The organism is Pseudoalteromonas sp. SR45-1 (assembly GCF_014163655.1).
GTDB lineage: Bacteria > Pseudomonadota > Gammaproteobacteria > Enterobacterales > Alteromonadaceae > Pseudoalteromonas > Pseudoalteromonas distincta.
The window spans coordinates 1-21,250 of record NZ_JACJDR010000013.1 but is presented as its reverse complement, the minus strand read 5'-3'; the positions used below and the strand labels follow the sequence as shown (position 1 = coordinate 21,250).

19 protein-coding genes and 1 pseudogene are annotated in these 21,250 nt (G+C 40.7%); 11 read left to right on the top strand and 9 right to left on the bottom strand.

What is annotated here, in order from left to right; translation table 11 throughout:
- The first annotated feature begins 276 nt into the window (after positions 1-276).
- Positions 277-1,776, top strand: a complete 1,500-nt coding sequence (locus H5089_RS13865) for a DUF3360 family protein (protein ID WP_039488646.1) — start codon at positions 277-279, stop codon at positions 1,774-1,776.
- Positions 1,777-1,869: 93 nt separating this feature from the next.
- Here H5089_RS13865 and leuD read toward each other — a convergent pair whose 3' ends face one another.
- The 5 genes from leuD to fabR all read right to left on the bottom strand — a co-directional run bounded on the left by leuD (position 1,870) and on the right by fabR (position 7,585).
- Entirely contained in the window at positions 1,870-2,469 is a 600-nt protein-coding gene (gene leuD, locus H5089_RS13860) for a 3-isopropylmalate dehydratase small subunit (protein WP_182712454.1), read from the bottom strand.
- Positions 2,469-3,869: a 3-isopropylmalate dehydratase large subunit gene (gene leuC, locus H5089_RS13855; RefSeq protein ID WP_182712453.1), complete on the bottom strand. Its 1,401-nt coding sequence runs from the start codon at positions 3,867-3,869 to the stop codon at positions 2,469-2,471. The genes leuD and leuC overlap by 1 nt, the downstream gene beginning before the upstream one ends.
- 60 nt (positions 3,870-3,929) lie before the next feature.
- Positions 3,930-5,006: a 3-isopropylmalate dehydrogenase gene (leuB, locus tag H5089_RS13850; RefSeq protein WP_002961092.1), complete on the bottom strand. Its 1,077-nt coding sequence runs from the start codon at positions 5,004-5,006 to the stop codon at positions 3,930-3,932.
- Entirely contained in the window at positions 5,003-6,556 is a 1,554-nt protein-coding gene (leuA, locus tag H5089_RS13845) for a 2-isopropylmalate synthase (protein ID WP_002961090.1), read from the bottom strand. Before leuA ends, leuB begins: the two co-directional genes overlap by 4 nt.
- Positions 6,557-6,961: 405 nt before the next feature.
- The gene (fabR, locus tag H5089_RS13840) at positions 6,962-7,585 is read right to left on the bottom strand and encodes an HTH-type transcriptional repressor FabR (protein WP_002961087.1); all 624 of its coding nucleotides are present in this window, start codon (positions 7,583-7,585) and stop codon (positions 6,962-6,964) included.
- A gap of 126 nt (positions 7,586-7,711) precedes the next feature.
- Between fabR and H5089_RS13835 the strand changes: the two genes are divergently transcribed.
- Together H5089_RS13835 and sthA are read left to right on the top strand one after the other, a co-directional pair.
- Complete coding sequence (locus tag H5089_RS13835; protein ID WP_182712452.1) at positions 7,712-8,845, top strand: fatty acid desaturase; 1,134 nt, start codon at positions 7,712-7,714, stop codon at positions 8,843-8,845.
- A gap of 13 nt (positions 8,846-8,858) precedes the next feature.
- Complete coding sequence (gene sthA, locus H5089_RS13830) at positions 8,859-10,289, top strand: Si-specific NAD(P)(+) transhydrogenase (RefSeq protein ID WP_007378904.1); 1,431 nt, start codon at positions 8,859-8,861, stop codon at positions 10,287-10,289.
- 95 nt (positions 10,290-10,384) lie between these two features.
- Here the strand turns inward: sthA and hemE are convergent, their stop codons facing one another.
- Positions 10,385-11,449, bottom strand: a complete 1,065-nt coding sequence (hemE, locus tag H5089_RS13825; RefSeq protein ID WP_002961084.1) for a uroporphyrinogen decarboxylase — start codon at positions 11,447-11,449, stop codon at positions 10,385-10,387.
- 528 nt (positions 11,450-11,977) lie between these two features.
- Between hemE and rsd the strand changes: the two genes are divergently transcribed.
- Positions 11,978-12,448: a sigma D regulator gene (rsd, locus tag H5089_RS13820; RefSeq protein WP_138489928.1), complete on the top strand. Its 471-nt coding sequence runs from the start codon at positions 11,978-11,980 to the stop codon at positions 12,446-12,448.
- A 65-nt stretch (positions 12,449-12,513) separates the two neighbouring features.
- Here rsd and fkpA read toward each other — a convergent pair whose 3' ends face one another.
- Positions 12,514-13,260, bottom strand: a complete 747-nt coding sequence (gene fkpA, locus H5089_RS13815) for an FKBP-type peptidyl-prolyl cis-trans isomerase (protein ID WP_004335950.1) — start codon at positions 13,258-13,260, stop codon at positions 12,514-12,516.
- A 215-nt stretch (positions 13,261-13,475) separates the two neighbouring features.
- On the opposite strand from fkpA, the gene H5089_RS13810 reads away from it, so the two are divergent.
- Positions 13,476-14,474, top strand: a complete 999-nt coding sequence (locus tag H5089_RS13810; protein WP_182671845.1) for a WD40 repeat domain-containing protein — start codon at positions 13,476-13,478, stop codon at positions 14,472-14,474.
- Positions 14,461-14,676 carry a SlyX family protein gene (locus tag H5089_RS13805; protein WP_004335946.1) on the top strand — a complete coding sequence of 72 codons (216 nt, stop codon included), beginning with the start codon at positions 14,461-14,463 and terminating at the stop codon, positions 14,674-14,676. The genes H5089_RS13810 and H5089_RS13805 overlap by 14 nt, the downstream gene beginning before the upstream one ends.
- Before the next feature lie 32 nt (positions 14,677-14,708).
- On the opposite strand, the gene H5089_RS13800 is transcribed toward H5089_RS13805, so the two are convergent.
- Positions 14,709-14,912 (bottom strand): YheV family putative zinc ribbon protein, encoded by a 204-nt coding sequence (locus tag H5089_RS13800; RefSeq protein WP_007378899.1) that lies wholly within the window; start codon positions 14,910-14,912, stop codon positions 14,709-14,711.
- A gap of 132 nt (positions 14,913-15,044) precedes the next feature.
- On the opposite strand from H5089_RS13800, the gene H5089_RS13795 reads away from it, so the two are divergent.
- The 5 genes from H5089_RS13795 (at position 15,045) to H5089_RS13775 (ending at position 20,742) form a co-directional block, all read left to right on the top strand.
- A complete protein-coding gene (locus H5089_RS13795; protein WP_008165349.1) occupies positions 15,045-16,967 on the top strand; it encodes an ATP-binding cassette domain-containing protein in 1,923 nt (640 codons plus the stop codon).
- Positions 16,951-17,373 carry a TIGR02444 family protein gene (locus tag H5089_RS13790; RefSeq protein WP_182712451.1) on the top strand — a complete coding sequence of 141 codons (423 nt, stop codon included), beginning with the start codon at positions 16,951-16,953 and terminating at the stop codon, positions 17,371-17,373. The genes H5089_RS13795 and H5089_RS13790 overlap by 17 nt, the downstream gene beginning before the upstream one ends.
- Positions 17,374-18,237: 864 nt before the next feature.
- On the top strand, positions 18,238-19,224 hold the full coding sequence (locus H5089_RS13785) for a hydrolase (RefSeq protein ID WP_024606596.1): 987 nt from the start codon (positions 18,238-18,240) through the stop codon (positions 19,222-19,224).
- A 2-nt stretch (positions 19,225-19,226) separates the two neighbouring features.
- On the top strand, positions 19,227-19,481 hold the full coding sequence (locus H5089_RS13780) for a YheU family protein (RefSeq protein WP_004335925.1): 255 nt from the start codon (positions 19,227-19,229) through the stop codon (positions 19,479-19,481).
- 64 nt (positions 19,482-19,545) lie between these two features.
- On the top strand, positions 19,546-20,742 hold the full coding sequence (locus H5089_RS13775) for a dipeptidase (RefSeq protein ID WP_182712450.1): 1,197 nt from the start codon (positions 19,546-19,548) through the stop codon (positions 20,740-20,742).
- Positions 20,743-21,120: 378 nt separating this feature from the next.
- On the opposite strand, the pseudogene H5089_RS13770 reads toward H5089_RS13775, so the two are convergent.
- Positions 21,121-21,250 (bottom strand): annotated as a pseudogene (locus H5089_RS13770) (elongation factor Tu); the annotation flags it as partial.

Here is a 21,250-nt window from a genome sequence, read left to right as displayed (position 1 = left end):
CCTGCCATTAACACTATTTCCCGCTATAAACAGTGATAAAATTCTTTAAAAATAAAAGCAAGTCATTGATTTATAGTAATTTTAAATCATTTTGTGTAGTTTTATAATTTTTAACGTAAAGCTGATTGTCAGATTAACTGTATTAAAAACAACCATGCACGACCTTTTGCCTATACATAGCAGCCTAAAAGCTGATCTACCCTGCATGTTCAATATTCATTTGCTTTAACAAAAGCCGTATTTATTTGATTAAGCAACAATGTTGCAGGAGAACGCATGCAAACTACACCACCCGGTGATGCACCATCAAACACGCACAAGAATGCTCAAAGCTACGAGCAGCTTCACAAACCGAGTTCAGAGTTTAATACTCGCGACGAGTATCTCGAACATGAATTACAGATTATGCAGCCTAAACGCTGGCGTCCTAATTTACCGTTTAGAGATTACCGATTTGAATTTGAAGACACCATTCCAGCAATGGCGGGCACTATTGGTAAAGTCGTTATGGTGGGTGCTATTGCGGCAACATTTGCAGCGCCTCTTGGATTAAGCGATGCCTTTGTTTTAGAAAACGTGCGCTACGAATTACTCATTGTTTCTATTTTTATCATCTTATTCTCAGGCTTTATTTTACCAACAGCTAACTTGGCTGGTACTCATGGCCCGCTTATTCCGTTAATTCCTATTGTTGTTGCTGCTGGCGGTCACCCTATGGCGTTTGGCTTACTCATTGGTGCCTTTGGTTTTATTTTGGCCATAACCAAAGGAGGAAGTATGCTCGCGCGCCTAACCAGTAAAGGTGTATGTGGCGGGCTACTCATTTATTTAGGCTTTATTGGTACTATTTCGCAGGTTAAAAAGCTGTTTGCCTGGGCTGAGGCCATTGATATGGCGCATATTGCGTTTATTGTTATTTTAGCCACCATTTTATTGTATGCGCTATTAGAGCACTTTAAAAAGCGCTGGTTAGCTGTGCCGTTAAGCTGCCTTATTGGTGGCGTGGTTGCCTTTGCTTTAGGTGCACCGTTTGAGTTTCATACTGCTCCCGGTTTACCAAATATGAACCCAGCTTACTGGTGGGGTGAAAACACGGGCTGGATGCTTGGCCTGCCAACACTTGAAAGCTTTGTGGTTGTACTACCATTTGCAGTGCTCGCCGTTGCTATGTGGTCACCTGATTTTTTAGGTCATCAAGTATTTCAAAAAATAAGCTATCCGCAACGTACTGAAAAAGTACAAATGAATATCGACGACACCATGCTGAGCGCATCAGTTAGACAAACATTTGGCTCACTTGCCGGTGGTGCTAACTTTACCTCATCGTGGGGAACCTACATTGTACCTGCTGCTATTGCTAAACGCCCTATTCCGGCTGGCGCCATTTTAACAGCCGTATTTTGTATTATTGCTGGTTTATGGGGTTACCCAATGGATTTAGCCATTTGGCAACCTGTGCTTTGTGTAGCGCTTATTGTAGGAGTGTTTATTCCGCTACTTGAAGCTGGCATGGAAATGACGCGCGAAGGCAAAACAACGCAATCAGCCGCTATTGTGGTGTTTGCCTCAACCTTGGTTAACCCGGCTTTTGGTTGGTCGCTTACTATGTTACTTGATAACTTAGGGCTTATTGGCTGTAAAGAACGTAGCGCTGAGCTAACTAAGATGAGCCGCTGGGTGATTCCACTTATTATGTTTGTGCTACTTACCACTGTAATGGCAATTGTAGGCATGTTACCTGGTATACCTGCGTTAATGGCTGACTTTAGACATTAAGCCTTAGGTACTGAACCTAATATTTACCCACAAAAAAGCACGGCAATTGCCGTGCTTTTCAATACGTGATTTTACTATATACAGATTAAACAATTACTGCCAAGGGCGCTTAGCTGCTAGTTGTTTTTCAAACGCATCAATCTGTGGGTTTAGTGTTTCGGTTACACCAATAAAATCTAAGCCACTTAATAGGCGCTCTTTTACGTCTTTACGAATATCAAAACTAATTGGCGCAAACTTACTGCTTGTTAATGTTTGATTTTCAAGGTCGATTTCAATGTTAATATCGTCGTGCTGCTCGCTAAGTACAAACAATTGCTCAAGCGTGTCGGCAGGTAACGCAATGGCTAACATTTGGTTATTACCACAGTTATTAAAAAAAATATCAGCAAAGCTTTCAGCTAAAATAACTTCAAAACCATATTGTTTAAGCGCCCAAGGAGCATGCTCACGAGATGAGCCACAACCAAAGTTGTCGCGCGTTAATAATATTTGCGCGCCTTGGTAGCATAGGCGATTTAAAATAAAGTCAGGGTTTGGCTCACCGTTATCTAGGTAACGCCAATCATAAAACAAGGCAGCATCAAAACCTTCGCGGCTAGTTGATGTTAAAAACTGCTTAGGAATAATTTGGTCAGTATCTACATTGTTTTTATCAAGTGGAGCCATTAAGCCACTAAAAAATACGCTCATTATGCTTCTCCTCTAATATCAACAAAGTGACCATGTATTGCAGCGGCTGCCGCCATTGCAGGACTAACTAAATGGGTACGCCCGCCACGACCTTGGCGACCTTCAAAGTTACGATTAGAAGTAGATGCACAACGCTTGCCTGCTTCTAGGCGGTCATCGTTCATCGCTAAACACATAGAACAACCTGGTTCGCGCCATTCAAAGCCTGCGGCTTTAAAAATATCGGCTAAGCCTTCGTCTTCAGCTTGTTTTTTAACTAAGCCAGAGCCCGGTACAATTAATGCCTCAATACCAGCAACAACATGCTTGCCTTCAACAATTTTTGCAGCTGCGCGTAAGTCTTCAATACGGCTATTAGTACATGAGCCAATAAATACCGTGTCTACTTTTGCGCTTGATAATTTATCGCCCGCTTTTAAGCCCATGTATTTAAGTGCGCTGCGAATGGCATCGGCTTTAATTAAATCTGGCTCTTTATCTGGATCGGGTATGCACTCATCAACACCAATTACTTGCTCTGGGCTTGTGCCCCAGGTAATTTGTGGCTGAATGTCGTCAGCATTTAGCTCAACAACTAAATCAAAGTGTGCGCCTTCGTCTGTTTTTAAGGTTTCCCAATATTCAACGGCTGCATCAAAATCTGCGCCTTTAGGTGCAAACGGACGACCTTTTAAATAATCATAAGTAATTTGGTCAGATGCAATTAAACCCGCTTTTGCACCCATTTCTATGCTCATATTACATAGCGTCATACGGGCTTCCATTGAAAGCGCTTCAATGCCTGCACCACAAAACTCTGCTACATAGCCTGTGCCACCAGCAGTACCTAACTTGCCAATTACCGCCATAATTAAATCTTTAGCCGTAACTGTTGGACGCAATACACCGTTAATTTGAATTTTTAACGATTTCGCCTTTTTTTGCTGTAGCGTTTGCGTTGCTAATACGTGCTCAACCTCAGACGTACCAATACCATGCGCTAATGCGCCAAACGCACCATGCGTAGAAGTATGGCTATCGCCACATACAATGGTTGTGCCTGGCAAAGTAATACCTTGCTCTGGGCCCATTACGTGCACAATGCCTTGGTTAATTGAGTTTAAATCGTAAAGTACAATACCAAACTCTTTACAGTTTTTATCAAGCGCCATTAATTGATTTTTAGATACTTCGCTTGCGGCATCAAGTGATCGGCTCTTAGTCGATACGTTATGATCCATCGTTGCAAAGGTTTTTTCTGGGCAACGTACAGTACGGTTTTTTTCACGTAGACCTGCAAAAGCCTGCGGAGAAGTAACTTCATGCACTAAATGGCGGTCAATATAAAGTAAGTCGGTTTGCTCATTTATGCTGGCAACGGTATGTGCTTGCCAAATTTTGTCGTATAACGTTTGGGCCACTTGCTAATTCCCTAATCTGTTTGAGTTGCAGCATAACGGTGCTGCAACTTTAATATGTTATTAAATGCGTGAAACGATAGCGGCTGCCACATCGCTTGTGCTGTAACCGGCATTTGGATATATATCTGGCGTGCCTACACCTGCTTCAACGGCTTCTGCTACGGCTTTTTCAATGGTGCGCGCAGCTTCGTCTTGCCCTAGCGAGTAACGTAACATTAATGCGGCACTTAAAATTTGTGCTATTGGGTTTGCAACGCCTTTACCTGCAATATCTGGTGCTGAACCGCCTGCTGGCTCGTACAATCCAAAACCCGATTGATTCAAGCTTGCCGAAGGTAATAAGCCCATTGAGCCTGTGATCATCGCGCACTCATCTGACAAAATATCGCCAAATAAGTTATCGCAAAGTAGTACGTCAAATTGGCTAGGCTGTTTAACTAACTGCATAGCGGCGTTATCTACGTAAATGTAATCTAGGCTTACTTCTGGGTAGTCTTTGCTTACTTCGGTGACTACTTCGCGCCATAATACGCTTGATGCAAGTACGTTTGCTTTATCAACAGAGGTAACATGGTTACTACGTAATTTTGCAGCTTCAAAAGCAAAACGAGCAATACGTTCAATTTCTTTACGCGAGTATGTTTGCGTATCAAAAGCAGCTTCTTCAGCGCCTTCGCCGCTACGGCCTTTTTCGCCAAAATAAATGCCGCCGGTTAGCTCGCGCACACATAAAATATCAAAACCTTTTTCGCTAATATCAGCGCGAAGTGGTGACGCTGCACTTAATGCAGGTAATAACTGTGCAGGGCGCAGGTTACAAAACAAACCAAAGTGCTTACGAAGCGGCAATAACGATGCGCGCTCAGGCTGCTCGTTTGGTGGTAGGTTTTCCCATTTAGGACCGCCTACCGAACCAAATAAAATAGCATCAGCGTTTTCACACGCTGCAAGTGTGCTCTCTGGTAATGCTTTACCAAATTCATCAATTGCTGCGCCACCAATTGCATAATGCTCACGGTTCAGGGTAAAACCAAACTTATTGCTCACAGCATCAAGTACTTGTTCTGCTGCTGCCATCACTTCTGGACCAATACCGTCGCCAGCTAATACGGCAACGCTGTAGTTTGTTTTACTCATCCTGCTTTCCTTTGTTGTTTTAAATCAGACACTTTTTGTGCACGATAAATTAAGTTATAAACACGGATCATGGCGCGTACCGACGCTTCAACCACATCCGCTGCAATGCCCGCACCGTGGTAAGGTCGGCCATCGTATTTAGCTATAATATTTACTTGGCCTAATGAGCTTGCACCTTGACCTGTCGCTTCTAAATTATATTCAATCATTTCAACGCTCATACCGGTTAAGCGCTCAATGGCTGCAAACGAAGCTTCAACTGGGCCATTACCTGTCGCGGCTTCTTGTTTAGCTTCGCCATCAATTCGCATTCCAATCGTAGAGCTTGCTACCGATTGTGAGTTAGAGGCTGAGTTAACAAATTCTAATTGGTATTTTTCGTCTTTGTCGTTAATTTGATTAAAGTAAATCATCGCCTCAAGGTCGTAATCGTATACTGTGCCTTTTTGGTCAGCCAACTCAATAAAGCTTTTATATAAGCCATCCATATCGTAATCAGATTTTTGATAGCCTAACTCTTCTAGGCGATGCTCAATAACATGACGACCCGAACGCGAAGTCATATTTAATTGGTTACTTGGCACACCCACGCTTTCTGGCGACATAATCTCATAAGTATTTTGCGCTTTTAATACACCGTCTTGGTGAATGCCAGAACTATGCGCAAAGGCGTTTTCGCCAACAATCGCTTTATTTGGTTGTACTGGCATATTACAAATTTTAGCCACTTGACGAGATGCGCGGTAAATTTCTTCACTTTTAATATCTGTGTATACTTTTAAATGGTCTTTGCGCATTTTCATGATCATTGCCACTTCTTCAAGCGAGCAGTTACCAGCCCGCTCACCAATGCCATTGATAGTACACTCAATTTGGCGTGCACCCGCTTGTACAGCGGCCACAGAGTTTGCTACTGCTAAACCTAAATCGTTGTGGCAATGCACACTTAAACGCGCTTTATCAATATTTGGCACGTTATTCATTAAATGGCGGATCATCGCGGCGTACTCATCTGGCGTTACAAAACCAACGGTATCTGGCAAGTTAATAGTAGAGGCACCGGCGTTAATTGCCTGTTCAACAATTTTACATAAATCCCAATGCGGCGTACGACCGGCATCTTCACACGAAAATTCAACATCATCAGTATAGTTACGCGCCAATTTAATTGATTTAACAGCCATTGCCGTTGCATCATCTAGGCTCATACGTAATTTATGTTCAAGGTGCAAAGGGCTTGTAGCAATAAAAGTATGAATACGGCTTTGCTGAGCTGTGCGAAGTGCTTCGCCACAGGCTTCAATGTCTTTAGCAACAGAGCGTGCCAAACCACAAATAATCGGGCCTTTTACTTCGGTTGCAATACGTTGCACCGAGCGAAAATCAGCAGGGCTCGAAACCGGAAAACCCACTTCCATCACATCCACATTCAAGCGGCTAATTGTATGCGCTAATTGAATTTTATCATCTTCAGTAAGGCTTGCTTTAAGTGCCTGCTCACCATCACGTAAGGTGGTATCAAAAATCCATACTTTATCTTGCTCTTGCATAACTGCCCCTCATTCCTATGTTACCCAAATTTCAATTAATCCCAGCCGCGAGATAAAAAAAACCCCGCAATTGCGGGGTTTTTAGTGTTCAACTCGATGCAAACACACTAATCCCCGCTCACTGACCATAGCAGTAAGAGGTTAAGTTTTAGTGTAATTAAACGAATAATATGCATCTTGTTTTCTTGTGTGTGTGTTCAGTGAAGCCTATTTTTAACATTACAAAGCGACGGAAGCAAGCATAAAAATTCCACAAAACAGATTTAAAAACGATTCAATTGGGTTTTTTAATTCAACCAAGACACCTATTAAGAATTAAAATAACAAATACATGACTAGTGACGCTTAAATTAATAAGCACTGCAATATACCGTGCTTATATTAACTTTTTACAATTTTTTTAAGCTATGCTTCTTTACTCGTTTCTCTTACGTAATGTCCGGCTCCACGAGTAATATAACGCAGCTGCCAAATAACGCGCTCAATTAATTCGTCGCGTTGCAATCCTTCTATATCGAGCGCTTCTGCACCCGCATTAAATACGAGCGTTACCATAGATTCCGCCTGAATATAGGCATGCATAGCGTTGCACTTAGTTTCGCTTTCTAGATAGTGAGCCAACTCTAAAATAAAATGCTTTACCTCGCGGGCTACAGCGGCTCTAAATGCTTTAGAAGTCCCAGATCGTTCTCGCAGCAACAACCTAAATTGGTTACTTGAGTTATCAATAAACTCCATAAAAGTAACCACTGAGGTATTTATAACACTGCCGCCATCGTTTGCTATTCGTCTGCGAGCTTGACGCATTAGTTGGCGAAGGGTTAAACCGGCTTCGTCTACCATGGTTAAACCTAGCTCATCCATGTCTTTAAAATGACGATAAAAAGACGTTGGGGCAATACCGGCTTCTCGTGCTACTTCGCGTAAACTTAAATTCGAAAAACTATGATCAGCACTCAGCTGATTAAATGCCGCTTGAATTAACGCCTGTCGTGTTTTTTGTTTCTGTTGTGCTCTAACACCCGACATCAACAGCTCCCTGAATTATTTTATATGAATATTTAGTGATATTAGCTCAATTGTCCAGTCTAATACTTGACGACAAGAGTTTGAAATACTATTTTAGCTTACAGTTGTACGCTGAGATTGAGAATTATGAATAAACCACCGATTATTTGGACAAACGTCCTATTTTTTAGCCTAACCTTTTTGGCGGCTGCCACACTTGTACCTTGGTACGCCATTAGCTACGGATTTACCAGCGCGCATTGGATTGCTTTTGTAGGCTGCATGTTTTATGCAGGCTTATCAATTACTGCCGGCTACCATCGATTATGGGCACATAAAACCTATAACGCACACCCTGCAGTTGAATTTATTTTTGCGCTTGGCGGTGCTTTTGCGCTGCAAAACAGTGCATTGCATTGGAGTAGCGATCACCGTATACATCACGGTCAAGTTGACGACCCAATAAAAGACCCTTACGCGGCGACCAATGGTTTTTGGTATAGCCACATTGGATGGATGTTACGTGACTACCAAGGCGATAGCTACGGTGATTATAGTAATTGTCGTGATTTACAGCGCAATAAAATAGTTATGTGGCAACACAAACATTACTTAAAGCTTGTGATTGCTATGAACGTAGGCTTGCCTCTAGCACTTGGTTTATTGGTTGGTGATGTGTGGGGGATGTTAATTCTTGCTGGTTTACTACGCTTAGTAATGAGTCAACACTTTACCTTTTTTATAAACTCAGTTGCACATATTTGGGGCTCTCGCCCATACACCGAAAAAAATACGGCACGTGATAACGGCTTTTTAGCGTTATTTACATACGGTGAGGGGTACCATAACTTCCACCATATTTTTGCAAGCGACTACCGTAACGGTATTAAATGGTTTCATTACGACCCAACAAAATGGATGATCCGCTCTTTAGCAGCTGTAGGTTTAGCCAATAAATTAAAGCGTACTCCTGTTGAACGTATCGAAAAAGCGAAGGCCGAAACGCTCATGAGCAAAACGCAAACGCGCCTTGCAAAATTGCCTTTAGCACAAGATAAGATTACATTATTACAACAAGAGTACGATTTACTGCTGAAAAAACTGCAAAATTATTGTTCACTACAAAAACAAGTGTTAGAAGTTAAAAAAAATAACATGGCAAAGCAGTGTGAACGCTCAGCATTAATGGCACAATACCATGAGTTGGAAGCCGCCTGGGAAAATCAAAAACAGGCATGGCTAGCACTTAATGCGAGGTTATTAAAAGCCTCTTTTAATTAATTTAGGAGTGGCTGTGGCCAAACAACCAGAACAAAAAAAAGTACCCGTGACATACCAATATGATGCAATAATTATTGGCACGGGTCCTGGCGGTGAAGGTACCGCCATGAACCTTTCAAAAAACGATAAAAAAGTAGCGGTTATTGAACGCCAAGAATCAGTTGGTGGCGGTTGTGTACATTGGGGAACAATTCCTTCAAAAGCGCTTCGCCACTCTGTTAGCCGCTATATTGAATACAAAGCAAATCCGTTATTTAATGTTGGTGAGCGCCCTAGCCGCTTAACATTTCCTGATATTTTACGTCACGCAAGTTCTGTTATTTCTAAGCAATCTAATTTACGTAGTAGCTTTTACGATCGTAACCGCATTCATATGTTTCAAGGTGATGCGAGCTTTGTAGATAAGCACACAATTGAAGTAAAACGAAATGATGGTTCAACTGAGCGACTGACTGCTAAAACGATTGTTATTGCAACGGGTTCACGCCCTTATCGCCCACCAGAGGTAGATTTTACGCATTCTCGTATTTACGAAAGTGACACAATACTTGGCCTTGAGCATGACCCTCATCGTGTACTGATTTATGGTGCAGGTGTAATTGGTTGTGAGTACGCGTCAATATTTAAAGGTTTAGGCGCTAAAGTTGATTTGGTTAATACACGCGATCGACTACTTGCTTTTATGGATGCAGAAATATCTGACGCACTTAGCTATCACTTTTGGAATAGCGGTATTGTTATTCGCCATAACGAAGAGTTTGACCGAATTGAGACGCGTGACGACTGCGTCATTATGCATTTAAAATCAGGCAAACGCGTAAAAGCTGACTGTATTTTATTTGCTAATGGCCGTACTGGTAACACAGATACATTAAACCTTGAAGCCATTGGTTTAAAAGCCGATAGCCGTGGCCAATTAAAAGTTAACGAAACATACCAAACAGAAATTGATAACGTTTACGCTGTAGGTGATGTAATAGGCTACCCAAGCCTTGCAAGTGCTGCGTTTGACCAAGGTCGTATAGCTGCTGATGCAATTGCATGTGGTAACTGCGATGACAGGCTGATTGTTGATATTCCGGCTGGTATTTATACCATTCCAGAAATGAGCTCAGTAGGTAAAACCGAGCAAGAGCTTACAGCCGCTAAAGTACCGTATGAAGTAGGCCGTGCTCAGTTTAAGCATTTGGCTCGCGCGCAAATTGCTGGTACTGAAGTAGGTAGTTTAAAAATATTATTCCACACCGAAACCAAAGAAGTACTTGGAGTACATTGTTTTGGCGAACGTGCCTCTGAAATTGTTCACATTGGCCAAGCTATTATGGAACAAAAAAATGGTGGCAATAATATCGACTACTTTGTAAATACCACATTTAACTACCCAACCATGGCTGAAGCCTACCGTGTTGCGGCATTAAATGGCTTAAATCGCTTATTTAAATAAGTAGTTTTAAAAGCCTTTATAAATAGGTAACAAAAAACCCGCAACTTAGCGGGTTTTTTACTTTTAAACAGTTTTAAAGCTTGTTTAAGTGACTATTACTTATGGTACTTAGCACTTAGCTCATGTACTGCATTAATGAATACGCCAGCATTTTCAGGGTCTACATCTGGTGTAATACCGTGGCCTAAGTTAAACACGTGGCCATTGCCTGTACCAAAGTCTTCTAAAATAGTGCCTACTTCTTGGCGAATACGCTCTGGTGTACCGTGTAACATAGATGGGTCCATATTACCTTGTAGAGCTACTTTATCACCCACACGGCGCTTAGCGTCGCTAATATTAATAGTCCAATCAAGACCGATTGCATCACAGCCTGTTGCTGCAATAGCTTCAATCCATTGACCACCATTTTTAGTGAACAAAGTAACCGGTACTTTACGACCGTCGTACTCACGAATTAAGCCATCTACAATTTTATGCATGTATTGTAATGAAAATTCGTTGTAATCGCGCGGGCTTAATACACCGCCCCATGAGTCAAATACCATTAGCGATTGCGCGCCAGCTTTAATTTGAGCATTTAAGTAATCAATAACTGAATCAGCTAACTTATCGAGTAATAAATGAAGTGTTTGCGGCTCTGCAAACGCCATTTTTTTGATTTTACCAAATACTTTGCTGCTACCGCCTTCAACCATATAAGTTGCTAGCGTCCAAGGTGAACCAGAAAAACCAATAAGCGGTACTTCGCCTTTAAGCTCACGACGAATAGTGCTTACTGCGTTCATTACGTAGCCAAGCTCGTCTGTAGGGTCTAACTTTGGAATTTTTTTAACATCAGCAAGAGATGAAATAGGACGTTCGAACTTAGGGCCTTCGCCAGTTTCAAAGTAAAGACCTAAACCCATCGCATCTGGAATCGTTAAAATATCACTAAATAATATAGCGGCATCTAACGGGTAGCGACGTAGTGGCTGCAGTGTTACTTCACATGCAAGCTCAGCATTACGGCACAGGCTCATAAAATCGCCCGCTTGTGCACGTGTAGCGCGATACTCTGGTAAATAGCGTCCTGCTTGGCGCATCATCCATACCGGAGTTACATCAACAGGTTGTTTTGCAAGTGCACGTAAATAACGGTCGTTTTTTAATTCGCTCATGGCGTAAATGATCCTAAGACTTGTATAAATTGTGCAAGATTGTACCACCATATTCTCCGACCCTCTATTGCTTAGGGACGAAAACAGCTTTACCTAGAGGTAGATCAATAGAATAGAGTTTTTTAATCCATTTTGACTATAAAACAAACAAAAACAAATAACATTTAAAACTTTTTATTAATATGTTTGCAACATTACAAAAACCTTGTTATTGTTTGTCCCGCGTTAACAAAAACAATAATAAAAATCTTAAAACAATAAAAATAAATGTTTTAAAATAATAACAATAAAAATCATCTCATAAAAATAAGAAAGCTTGTTATAACAAGTCACTGAAAGAAATTAGACCACCGTAACTGGTGGTTTTTTCTTGCCTAAAATAAAATCCCTCGCCTCGGTTTATATAAAAAGGTACAACCCTCAAAGTAGCTCAACTTTACTTGTTGATATACGCGCAAATTAAATATATCTTGATGTACATAAACTTATTATTTTAAATTAAAAACCAACCCAGCTAGGAGAACAGTTATGCTGACGCGTGTAGAAAAAGCTCAACAGAAATGGGGTGGTAGCCACACAGTAATTGATAAATGGCTAAACGAACGCCAAGAACTTATTGTACTTTACTGCAAAATTGCAGGCTTTACGCCGTACGAAAAGCAAGATCAAGCATTGCCAGAGCCAAAACTAATTGAATCATTTTGCCAGCTTTTAATGGATTACCTATCTGCAGGCCATTTTGAAGTATATGACGATATAGCAAAAGCATGCGAAAAAAAGGGCTTACAAAGCCAAGAGCTTGCAAACTCTATTTACCCGCGTATTTCTAGCACAACCGATGTGGCGTTAGATTTTAATGATAAGTACGCAGAAGTAGACAAAGAAGACTTATTGAAAGATTTTGATAATGACTTATCTGTTATTGGTGAGGCATTAGAAGCTCGTTTTGCACTTGAAGATGAGCTTATTGATAACTTGTTTTCTAATCACACGAATTAATACGTTACTTACGCATATTAAAAAAGGGACCTAAGGTCCCTTTTTGCATTTACACAATAAGCTTATTATTGTGCTGGTGCTTCTTCATTTTGAATTTCAAGTAATTCAACTTCAAATACAAGTGTTGAATTAGCTGGAATCTTACCTAAGTCACGGTCACCGTAAGCAAGTTCTGAAGGAATAGTGAACTTGTACTTAGAACCCACTGACATAAGTTGTAAACCTTCAGTCCAACCCGCAATTACGCGGTTAAGAGGGAAAGTTGTCGGTTCGTTACGCGCATATGAGCTATCAAACTCAGTACCGTCTAATAAAGTCCCTTTATAGTGTACTTTAACTACATCAGTTGCCACTGGCTTTTCGCCATCGCCTTCGCTAAGTACTTCGTACTGTAGACCCGACTCAGTTACTGTAACGCCTTCTTTTTTAGCGTTGTCAGCTAGGTATTTAGCGCCTGCTTCTTTACTTTTTTCAGACTCTACTTTAGCTTTTTCTTCTTGCTTAGTACGTACTGATGTATCTAGTGCAGTTAATACTTCGCGAATTTTTTCTTCGTCAATTTTTGCATTGCCAGCAAGCGCATCTTCAAAACCACGAATTAAAAGTGCTTGGTCTAGTTCAATACCAATTTCTGTTTTGTCTGCTAGGTCTTTATTTAAAAAGTTACCTACAGATGCACCAATACCGTATGCTTGTTGCTGTTCTACAGTGTCTAATTTAACTTCAGCTTGTTCTTTTTTTGCTTCTTGATTACAAGCTGTAAGCGCTAAAACTGACGCTGCAATCAATGACAATCTAATCGTCTTTTTCATTTTAAATCTCCGACACACTTTGCAGTTGTCATTTTAATGTATTATTACTAGTGAAAGATTAACGGCCCACATGATAGGCTGCTTGTTTAATGACTAAATTCCATATTGTTAGCTAAACTAAAAACATATCCAGTGATTAGACAAACAACCTAGGCATTTAACGCGTCCTAGTCTAACCTCTCAGTCACTAAGAGTTAAGGGGAAATACCTGTAATATGTCGATATTTCGTACTTTTTTAATCGTATTTAGCTGTTTTTTAGCCATCGCCTGTACCGATAAAAAACAACACGCTGTAGCAAGTTACGAACATGCTGCACAAGGTGCGTTTTCATCAACAGTTTCAAACGATGGTAAATACAGTTTGATCTCCTCTATCAACCATGGGGTCGCCCTGTGGGATAATCAACAGCAGGTGCTAAAATACCAATGGTTTCAGCAGCAGTCACAAGACAGCCTAGTGTACGCTGTTGCCATTGCTTTTGATAACAGCGTGGCTGTTACCGCCGAAAAAACCACGTTTGCTGTGTGGGATATAGCCACAGGCAAAAATAAAGGTTATTACAAAATACAAAAAGCCAGTATTCGCGATATTGCTATTAGCAATCAAGGCCGTAGTGTTTTATACGGCCGTAGCGACGGCGTTGTCGTATTTGTAAACCTAGAAACTGGGCGTCGTATTGAGTTTTTAGGTCATCAAGATAAAGTTAACACCGTTGACCTGTCACCTAACGGACGCTTTGCCTTAAGTGGCTCTAACGATTATGTTGCTTACTTTTGGGATACACGTACAGGACAAGTAATTCATCGTTTTAATCACCCAACGCGTGTTACCCAAGTGACGCTCGATCCACAAGGTCGCTATGCGTTTACGGCCGATAGTATGGCACAAGCAAATGTATGGAAGCTGACTACAGGTGATCTTGTGAGTAAACTGAAGTATATTGCGCGTCAGAAAATTTTTACTGCTGTGCGTTTTAACGAACAAGGCACTTTGCTTGCAACCGGCTCGCCAAATAAGCGCGTAGATTTGTGGCAAATACCAAGCGGTGAAAAAATTCAAACTTGGCAGGTTACCCCGCGCGAAGGCAGTAAGCCTAAATCGGCGGTGGTGCTAGATGTGACATTTACAGATAACGGAAAGTCGTTGTTAACCGAAAGCTCCAGCGGGATCGCAGAGCGATTTATTATACGAGAGAATAATGAACACAATTGAACATCGCTTAATGGAACTTGAAGCCAAAGTGGCTTTTCAAGACGAAACGATTGAAGTCTTAAATGATGAAATAAAAGTGCACCAACAGCTGTTAGCAAAAATGAAACGCCAAACCGAGCTGCTAGCAGAGAAAATTAAAGAGTCGCAGTCATCATCGTCTATGATGTCTGAAGTACCTGAGCCACCTCCACCGCATTACTAAAACCGGTAAAAATTAGGCAATAAAAAACCGGGTTAGTCGCCCGGTTTAAACACACCAATTACTTGTTCAAATTGGCGAGTAGACGCCTGAACAGCGTTATCGGGTTGCGCCATTTTATGACCACACTCAACACACTCTACTTTTTCAACATCATGTTCTCTGTATAGCATCATAGTATCCATGGCTTTGCAGTCAGGGCACGATGCACCAGCAATAAATCGCTTCTTTTGTCTCACAACATTTTTCCTGTGGTTTGAACTGCTGTCATTTTATCGTATAACTTCACTTGTTGATACGCTTGATAAGAGCATTAAGTTCTATGTTATGATAGCGCCAACTTAACAAGGGCACAGCAAAGTAACGCATTCATGATCCAAATCTCAGAAATAGAACTACTTCGTGGCGGTAAAGCCTTATTAAAAAACGCATCAGCTACGTTATTCCCAGAACACAAAGTAGGCCTTGTTGGCGCTAATGGCTGTGGAAAATCAACGTTATTTGGTTTACTAAAATCAGAACTACAACTAGATGCCGGTAACTGCAGCATTCCAAAAGATTGGTCTATCGCCTCTGTTAAGCAAGAGACACCTGCCCTTGAAATAAGCGCGATTGATTATGTACTTCAAGGCCACCCAGAATACTACGCAATGCGTATAGCACTGCGTGAGGCCGAGAAAAACAACGATGGCGACACACAAGCTAAAGTACATATTCAGCTTGAAAACATTAAAGGCTATAGCATTGAATCAACCGCAGGTGAGCTATTACACGGCTTAGGCTTTGCTAATAACCTAATAGAAAATCCAGTAAGCTCGTTCTCTGGTGGTTGGCGTATGCGTTTAAACCTTGCCCAAGCATTAATACGCGACGCCGATTTACTATTACTCGATGAGCCAACAAACCACCTTGATTTAGATGCCGTTTATTGGCTTGAACGCTTTTTGCGTGCTTATACCGGCACCCTTGTACTTATATCTCATGACCGTGAGTTTTTAGATGCGGTGGTTGATCAAATTTGGCATGTAGATAAGCAACTTATTAACGTGTACAAAGGTAACTACTCGCAGTTTGAGCGCCAAAAAGCAGAGCGCTTACTACAACAACAAGCAATGTTTGATAAGCAACAAGATCAAATTGCTCACCTTGAGCAGTTTATAACGCGCTTTAAAGCAAAAGCCAGTAAAGCTAAACAAGCACAAAGCCGTGTGAAAGCGCTTGAACGCATGGAAAAACTAGCGCCGGCACATGCCGACTCGCCGTTTAACTTTGAGTTTGCAGAGCCAAAAGCATTACCAAACCCACTAATGACAATAGATAAAGCCAAAGCGGGTTATGGTGACGTCACTATTTTAAATAATATAGAGCTAAACCTTGTACCAGGCAGCCGAATTGCTTTACTTGGTCGAAATGGCGCAGGTAAATCAACGTTAATTAAACTGCTTTCTGGTGATTTAGAGCCGCAAGCGGGCGAAGTTGTTCAGCATCACGGATTAAATATTGGTTACTTTGCGCAGCATCAACTTGAATCTCTTGATTTAAAAGCCAGTGCAATAATGCACTTACAACGCCTCGACCCAAAAGCCACTGAGCAATCACTACGTGACTTTTTAGGTGGTTTTGCCTTTATTGGCGATAAAGCCCTTGAGCCCGTAGCCCCATTTTCGGGCGGCGAAAAAGCACGTTTAGTACTTGCCATGTTGGTATACCAAAAGCCAAACTTATTACTACTTGATGAGCCTACAAACCACCTTGATTTAGAAATGCGCCATGCACTTGTTATGGCACTACAAGGCTTTGAAGGCGCTATGGTTACCGTATCACACGACCGCCATATGCTTAAAAATACTGCCGATGAGTTTTACTTAGTAGATGACGGCAAAGTAACCCAGTTTGGTTACGACTTAGATGCGTATTACCAGTGGTTACTCAATGCCAATAAAGAAGCGGTTAAAGCGCAGCAAAGCGACGAGCCTAAAGCAAATCCAGGTGTTAACCGTAAAGAGCAAAAACGCCTAGAGGCTGAGTTTAGAAAGGCCACTCAGCCACTTAAAAAGCAAATTGAAAAGCTTGAAAAGCAACTCGATAAATTCACCGCCGAGTTAAGTGAAGTGGAAGTGACCTTAGGTGATAACGAACTCTACAACGACGACAACAAAGCCAAGCTTAAAGAGTTATTAGCCAAGCAAGCAACCCTTACACCTAAACTTAACGACGTTGAAGAAGAGTTACTTATGGCACTTGAAGAAATGGAAGAAAAAGAGCAGGCATTCGCCGATGAACTTGCTCAATAGCGACCATTTTTGGCAATTTGCGTGCACTTTGTACGCAAAGCCTGATCAACAAACAACCTTGCTGGCACTACAAAACCAGCAAGGAAAAAACGTTAATTTATGCTTATTACTGCTTTATTTAGATTCATTAAATTTAAGTGTTAATACCCAACAGTTAAATGAGTTAATAGACGCAATTAGTGAGTTTGATACTCACGCATTACAACCTATGCGCGCCGCTCGTAGCTATTTAAAAGCTAACCAGAATGCGATAAGTGATTACGCCACAATACGTGCAGAGTTGCTAAGCGCTGAGCTGAAGCTTGAAAAACAACAGCAACATATGTTGATTGAAACAGTAAATCAGCTTGAATTAGTCAAACTTTCAGAGCCAAACAACATTGAGCTATATGTGAAAGCCACTTAGGATATTAGTTTTTATACCCTCCTCCACTTCTTATTTTCTTTGTGCAAAAAACCTTCAAGTAATTTACTCACAAAGAGGTTAAGAGGCGCTTCGCTTTTAGAGGAAAATAAACTAAATTATCCAGGTAAAAATATAAATATTGAGCAGTTATTTGGCTCAAGTAGTTTATTGCTCTCCCCTCATTTACTTCTCATTTTTTTCTCTTTGTGCAAAAAATCTTTAAGTACTTTATTCACAAAAAGGTTAAGAAGTACTGCGATTTTAAAGAAGATAAAAATTAGATTATCCAGGTAAAAATATAAATATTGAGCAGTTATTTGGCTCAAGTAGTTTATAGCTCTACCCTCATTTACTTCTCATTTTTTTCTCTTTGTGCAAAAAATCTTTAAGTGGTTTACTCAAAAAAGTTTAAAGCGCTACGCTTTTAGGTAAAGTGAAAAACTCTCTTAGCTCTCAGTGGTAATAACTTACCAACCCTTAAAACATGATCTAAATCAACTTAGCGTCACTCCTACAGCTGCTTAGAAAAATAACTTGATCTCGATCACGTTGCGACCTGCAAACACCGCTTATGATTAACCCATCAACAACGAGGGGAGCAACTCATGAACGTATTCTTTAGAGACTTTTTTACAGATCCAGTTTTATTTATGTCTTTTGGGTTTTTAACCATCGTTGTTTCTTTGTGTATCTTTTTTGCTTTTTTCTTTTTGAAAAAAATACATGACGCAGAAATTCCCGAACAAAATTAAGCACGACGCACTAAAGCGCCTTATTAGTTTACTAGTTAGGCGCTTTTTATTTTCTGAAGCGAAAAATTTGATACACTAGCTTTTCGTTTAATACAAAGTGCGTAGTACAAACATGATCTCTCAGTTCAAACCAGCATGGTGGATGACCAATCGTCACGTTCAGACCATAATGCCGCGTTTTTTCCGCCCATTTCACAATACGTCCTACGAACTTGAGCAACTTGATACACCTGATGGTGACTTTATTGAGCTTGCATGGTCACTTCCACATAATGAAACCGCACCACTTGCTGTTGTTTTACATGGCCTTGAGGGCAATATAAATAGCTTTTATGCCAAAGGCATGATGAAGGCATTAAAAAAACAAGGTTATGCAGTTGTGCTTATGCACTTTAGAAATTGCTCAACCGAAGTAAATCGCCTACCACGTGCTTATCACAGCGGTGACACCGCCGATTTAGCTTTTTTTATAAATCACTTAAAGCTGCAATTTCCTAAGCGCACTATGGTCGCTGTTGGTTTTTCATTGGGCGGTAATGTACTTGCCAAATACTTAGGTGAAGAACGCGAAAAATGCCCATTAAGTGCAGCAGCGGTGGTATCTGCTCCTTATGATTTGTCGTCATCGAGCGATGTTATTCGTAAAAGCTTAGGTAAAATTTACCAAAAATATCTGCTCGATCGGATGAAAAAATCAATGCAGCGAAAGCTGCCACAAATTAAGCAGCAAATTTCATTAACGCCAAAACAGTTAATGAAAATTGACGATTTATTAGAGTTTGATAATCAGTTAACAGCCCCTCTACATGGTTTTGAAAACGCACACGATTACTACCGTAAAGCCAGTGCTATGCCGTATTTGAAAGATATCGCTGTACCCACACTTATTATTCATTCCAAAGACGACCCTATGCTCTCAATTAAAGCCGTACCGAGTAGGCAAGACGTAAGTGAGCATGTTACGCTGCGCATCTCTGACAAGGGCGGGCATGTTGGTTTTATTAGCGGTAAAAATCCGTTTAAACCTATATTTTGGTTAGAAAAAGCCGTCCCTCATTATTTTAGCCAGCACGTATCAAATAAAGCGAGTAACAAGTAGTAATGATTATCCCTTTTGAACAACTCGATCAAGACACTCTTTATAACTTAATCGAAAGCTACGTATTACGCGAAGGTACCGATTATGGTGAAGTAGAGGCAAGCATCGAATCTAAAGTAAGCCAAGTAAAGCTGCAGCTTAAAAATGGCGAAGCGATGGTGTTTTTCTCAGAATTACACGAGTCTGTAACTATAATTTCAAAAGGCGAATTTAAAGCGCTGCAAAGTGAAGAGCATCAAGCACAGTCGTTTGATTAAGGCGTAGTACTTGTAACTTTTGAATTGAACGTACACAATGGCTTTTTACCCAAAGAGCCAAAACATGATAAAACTCAGCACTCTAGTGGTAGCCATATCACTAGCTTTAACTAGCCAAGCCCAAGCAGAACAAACAATAACAGCATCTGATAAGGCAATTAAACTCGCTAAAGATACCATTTTAATTGATACCCATATTGACGTACCTTATCGAATTCACGAAAGCTGGGTTGATGTAACCAAAGCAACTAGTGATGGCGATTTTGACTATCCTCGCGCTGTAAAAGGCGGTTTAAACGCCCCATTTATGTCGATTTATATTCCTGCGCATTTGGAATTTGAAGGTAAAGGAAAAAGCTACCAGCTAGCCAATCAAATGATTGATAGTATGGAAGCCATAGTCCAGCGCGCACCCGATAAGTTTGCTATTGCGAGCTCAAGTACTGATATTGAAGAGCAATTTAAACAAGGTAAGCTGTCTATAGCCATGGGTATGGAAAATGGCTCTCCAATCGAAGGTGATATGAAAAACCTTCAACACTTTTACGACCGTGGCATTCGTTACATCACGCTAGCGCACTCGCAAAGCAACCATATTTCGGATTCGTCTTACGATATACGCCGTAAATGGAAAGGCTTAAGCCCATTTGGTAAAAAGCTTGTCACTGAAATGAATAATATAGGCATGCTAATTGACGTATCGCATATTTCTGATGATGCGTTTTATCAGGTTATGGATCTTTCTAAAACACCAGTAATTGCCTCTCACTCATCACTTCGTAAATACACGCCTGGCTTTGAGCGTAATATGAATGACGATATGCTATTAGCGCTGAAAGAAAATGGCGGCGTTATTCAAATCAACTTTGGATCAAGCTTTGTTACCGCTAAAGCAGGTAGTTGGGGCAAGCAATTAAAAAGTACAAAAGAGTCAGCTAAAAAAGAAGGCACTAAGTTAAGTAAAGATTTTGATGCTGCGTACCGTGCTAAAAATCCGTATCCATTTGCAAGTCTTGAGCAAGTACTTGACCATATTGATCACGTAGTTGAGCTAATTGGTATTGATTATGTAGGTATTGGCTCTGATTATGATGGAGTTGGCGATTCATTACCTATCGGCTTAAAAGATGTATCTAGCTACCCAAATCTTGTCCAAGGTTTAATGGATAGAGATTACAGCGACAAAGATATTAAAAAGATTTTAAGTGGCAATTTATTAAGAGTTTTAAAACAAGCGCAAGAGTATGCGAAGAAACACTAAAGCTTTTATCATATATTAGTAATTGGCTAAAAGACCAAGAGCTAACTCAATATAAGCGCGGCCTAGCCGTGCTTTTTTATATTTACCAGCATAGTTATCTTCGGTGCTATTTCCCCCTCAGGCTTCGCAAAACTCAACCCAAGCTCGGCAATAATTCTATACCTAGGAGCAAATCACTTTTCTTCAGGCATTAAAAAAGGCCACCTGAGTGACCTTTTTCTAACAATTAACTTAAAAGTTAATTATTACTCTTTGACTGTTGCTACAAAGTACCTACGCCTAAGGTAAGAGCACCACCTTCATATGACACTTTTCTTCAGACATTAAAAAAGGCCACCTGAGTGACCTTTTTCTAACAATTAACTTTAAAGTTAATTATTACTCTACGATAGTTGCTACAACACCAGCACCTACAGTACGACCACCTTCACGGATAGCAAAACGAAGACCTTCATCCATCGCGATTGGTGCGATTAGAGTTACTGTCATCTTGATGTTATCACCAGGC

What these genes read in the sequence shown, in the direction of transcription:
- H5089_RS13865 (WP_039488646.1), top strand. Translation starts at nt 277, where the DNA reads ATGCAAACTACACCACCCGGTGATGCACCATCAAACACGCACAAGAAT.
- leuD (WP_182712454.1), bottom strand. Translation starts at nt 2,469, where the DNA reads ATGAGCGTATTTTTTAGTGGCTTAATGGCTCCACTTGATAAAAACAAT.
- leuB (WP_002961092.1), bottom strand. Translation starts at nt 5,006, where the DNA reads ATGAGTAAAACAAACTACAGCGTTGCCGTATTAGCTGGCGACGGTATT.
- leuA (WP_002961090.1), bottom strand. Translation starts at nt 6,556, where the DNA reads ATGCAAGAGCAAGATAAAGTATGGATTTTTGATACCACCTTACGTGAT.
- fabR (WP_002961087.1), bottom strand. Translation starts at nt 7,585, where the DNA reads ATGTCGGGTGTTAGAGCACAACAGAAACAAAAAACACGACAGGCGTTA.
- H5089_RS13835 (WP_182712452.1), top strand. Translation starts at nt 7,712, where the DNA reads ATGAATAAACCACCGATTATTTGGACAAACGTCCTATTTTTTAGCCTA.
- hemE (WP_002961084.1), bottom strand. Translation starts at nt 11,449, where the DNA reads ATGAGCGAATTAAAAAACGACCGTTATTTACGTGCACTTGCAAAACAA.
- rsd (WP_138489928.1), top strand. Translation starts at nt 11,978, where the DNA reads ATGCTGACGCGTGTAGAAAAAGCTCAACAGAAATGGGGTGGTAGCCAC.
- fkpA (WP_004335950.1), bottom strand. Translation starts at nt 13,260, where the DNA reads ATGAAAAAGACGATTAGATTGTCATTGATTGCAGCGTCAGTTTTAGCG.
- H5089_RS13810 (WP_182671845.1), top strand. Translation starts at nt 13,476, where the DNA reads ATGTCGATATTTCGTACTTTTTTAATCGTATTTAGCTGTTTTTTAGCC.
- H5089_RS13805 (WP_004335946.1), top strand. Translation starts at nt 14,461, where the DNA reads ATGAACACAATTGAACATCGCTTAATGGAACTTGAAGCCAAAGTGGCT.
- H5089_RS13795 (WP_008165349.1), top strand. Translation starts at nt 15,045, where the DNA reads ATGATCCAAATCTCAGAAATAGAACTACTTCGTGGCGGTAAAGCCTTA.
- H5089_RS13790 (WP_182712451.1), top strand. Translation starts at nt 16,951, where the DNA reads ATGAACTTGCTCAATAGCGACCATTTTTGGCAATTTGCGTGCACTTTG.
- H5089_RS13785 (WP_024606596.1), top strand. Translation starts at nt 18,238, where the DNA reads ATGATCTCTCAGTTCAAACCAGCATGGTGGATGACCAATCGTCACGTT.
- H5089_RS13780 (WP_004335925.1), top strand. Translation starts at nt 19,227, where the DNA reads ATGATTATCCCTTTTGAACAACTCGATCAAGACACTCTTTATAACTTA.
- H5089_RS13775 (WP_182712450.1), top strand. Translation starts at nt 19,546, where the DNA reads ATGATAAAACTCAGCACTCTAGTGGTAGCCATATCACTAGCTTTAACT.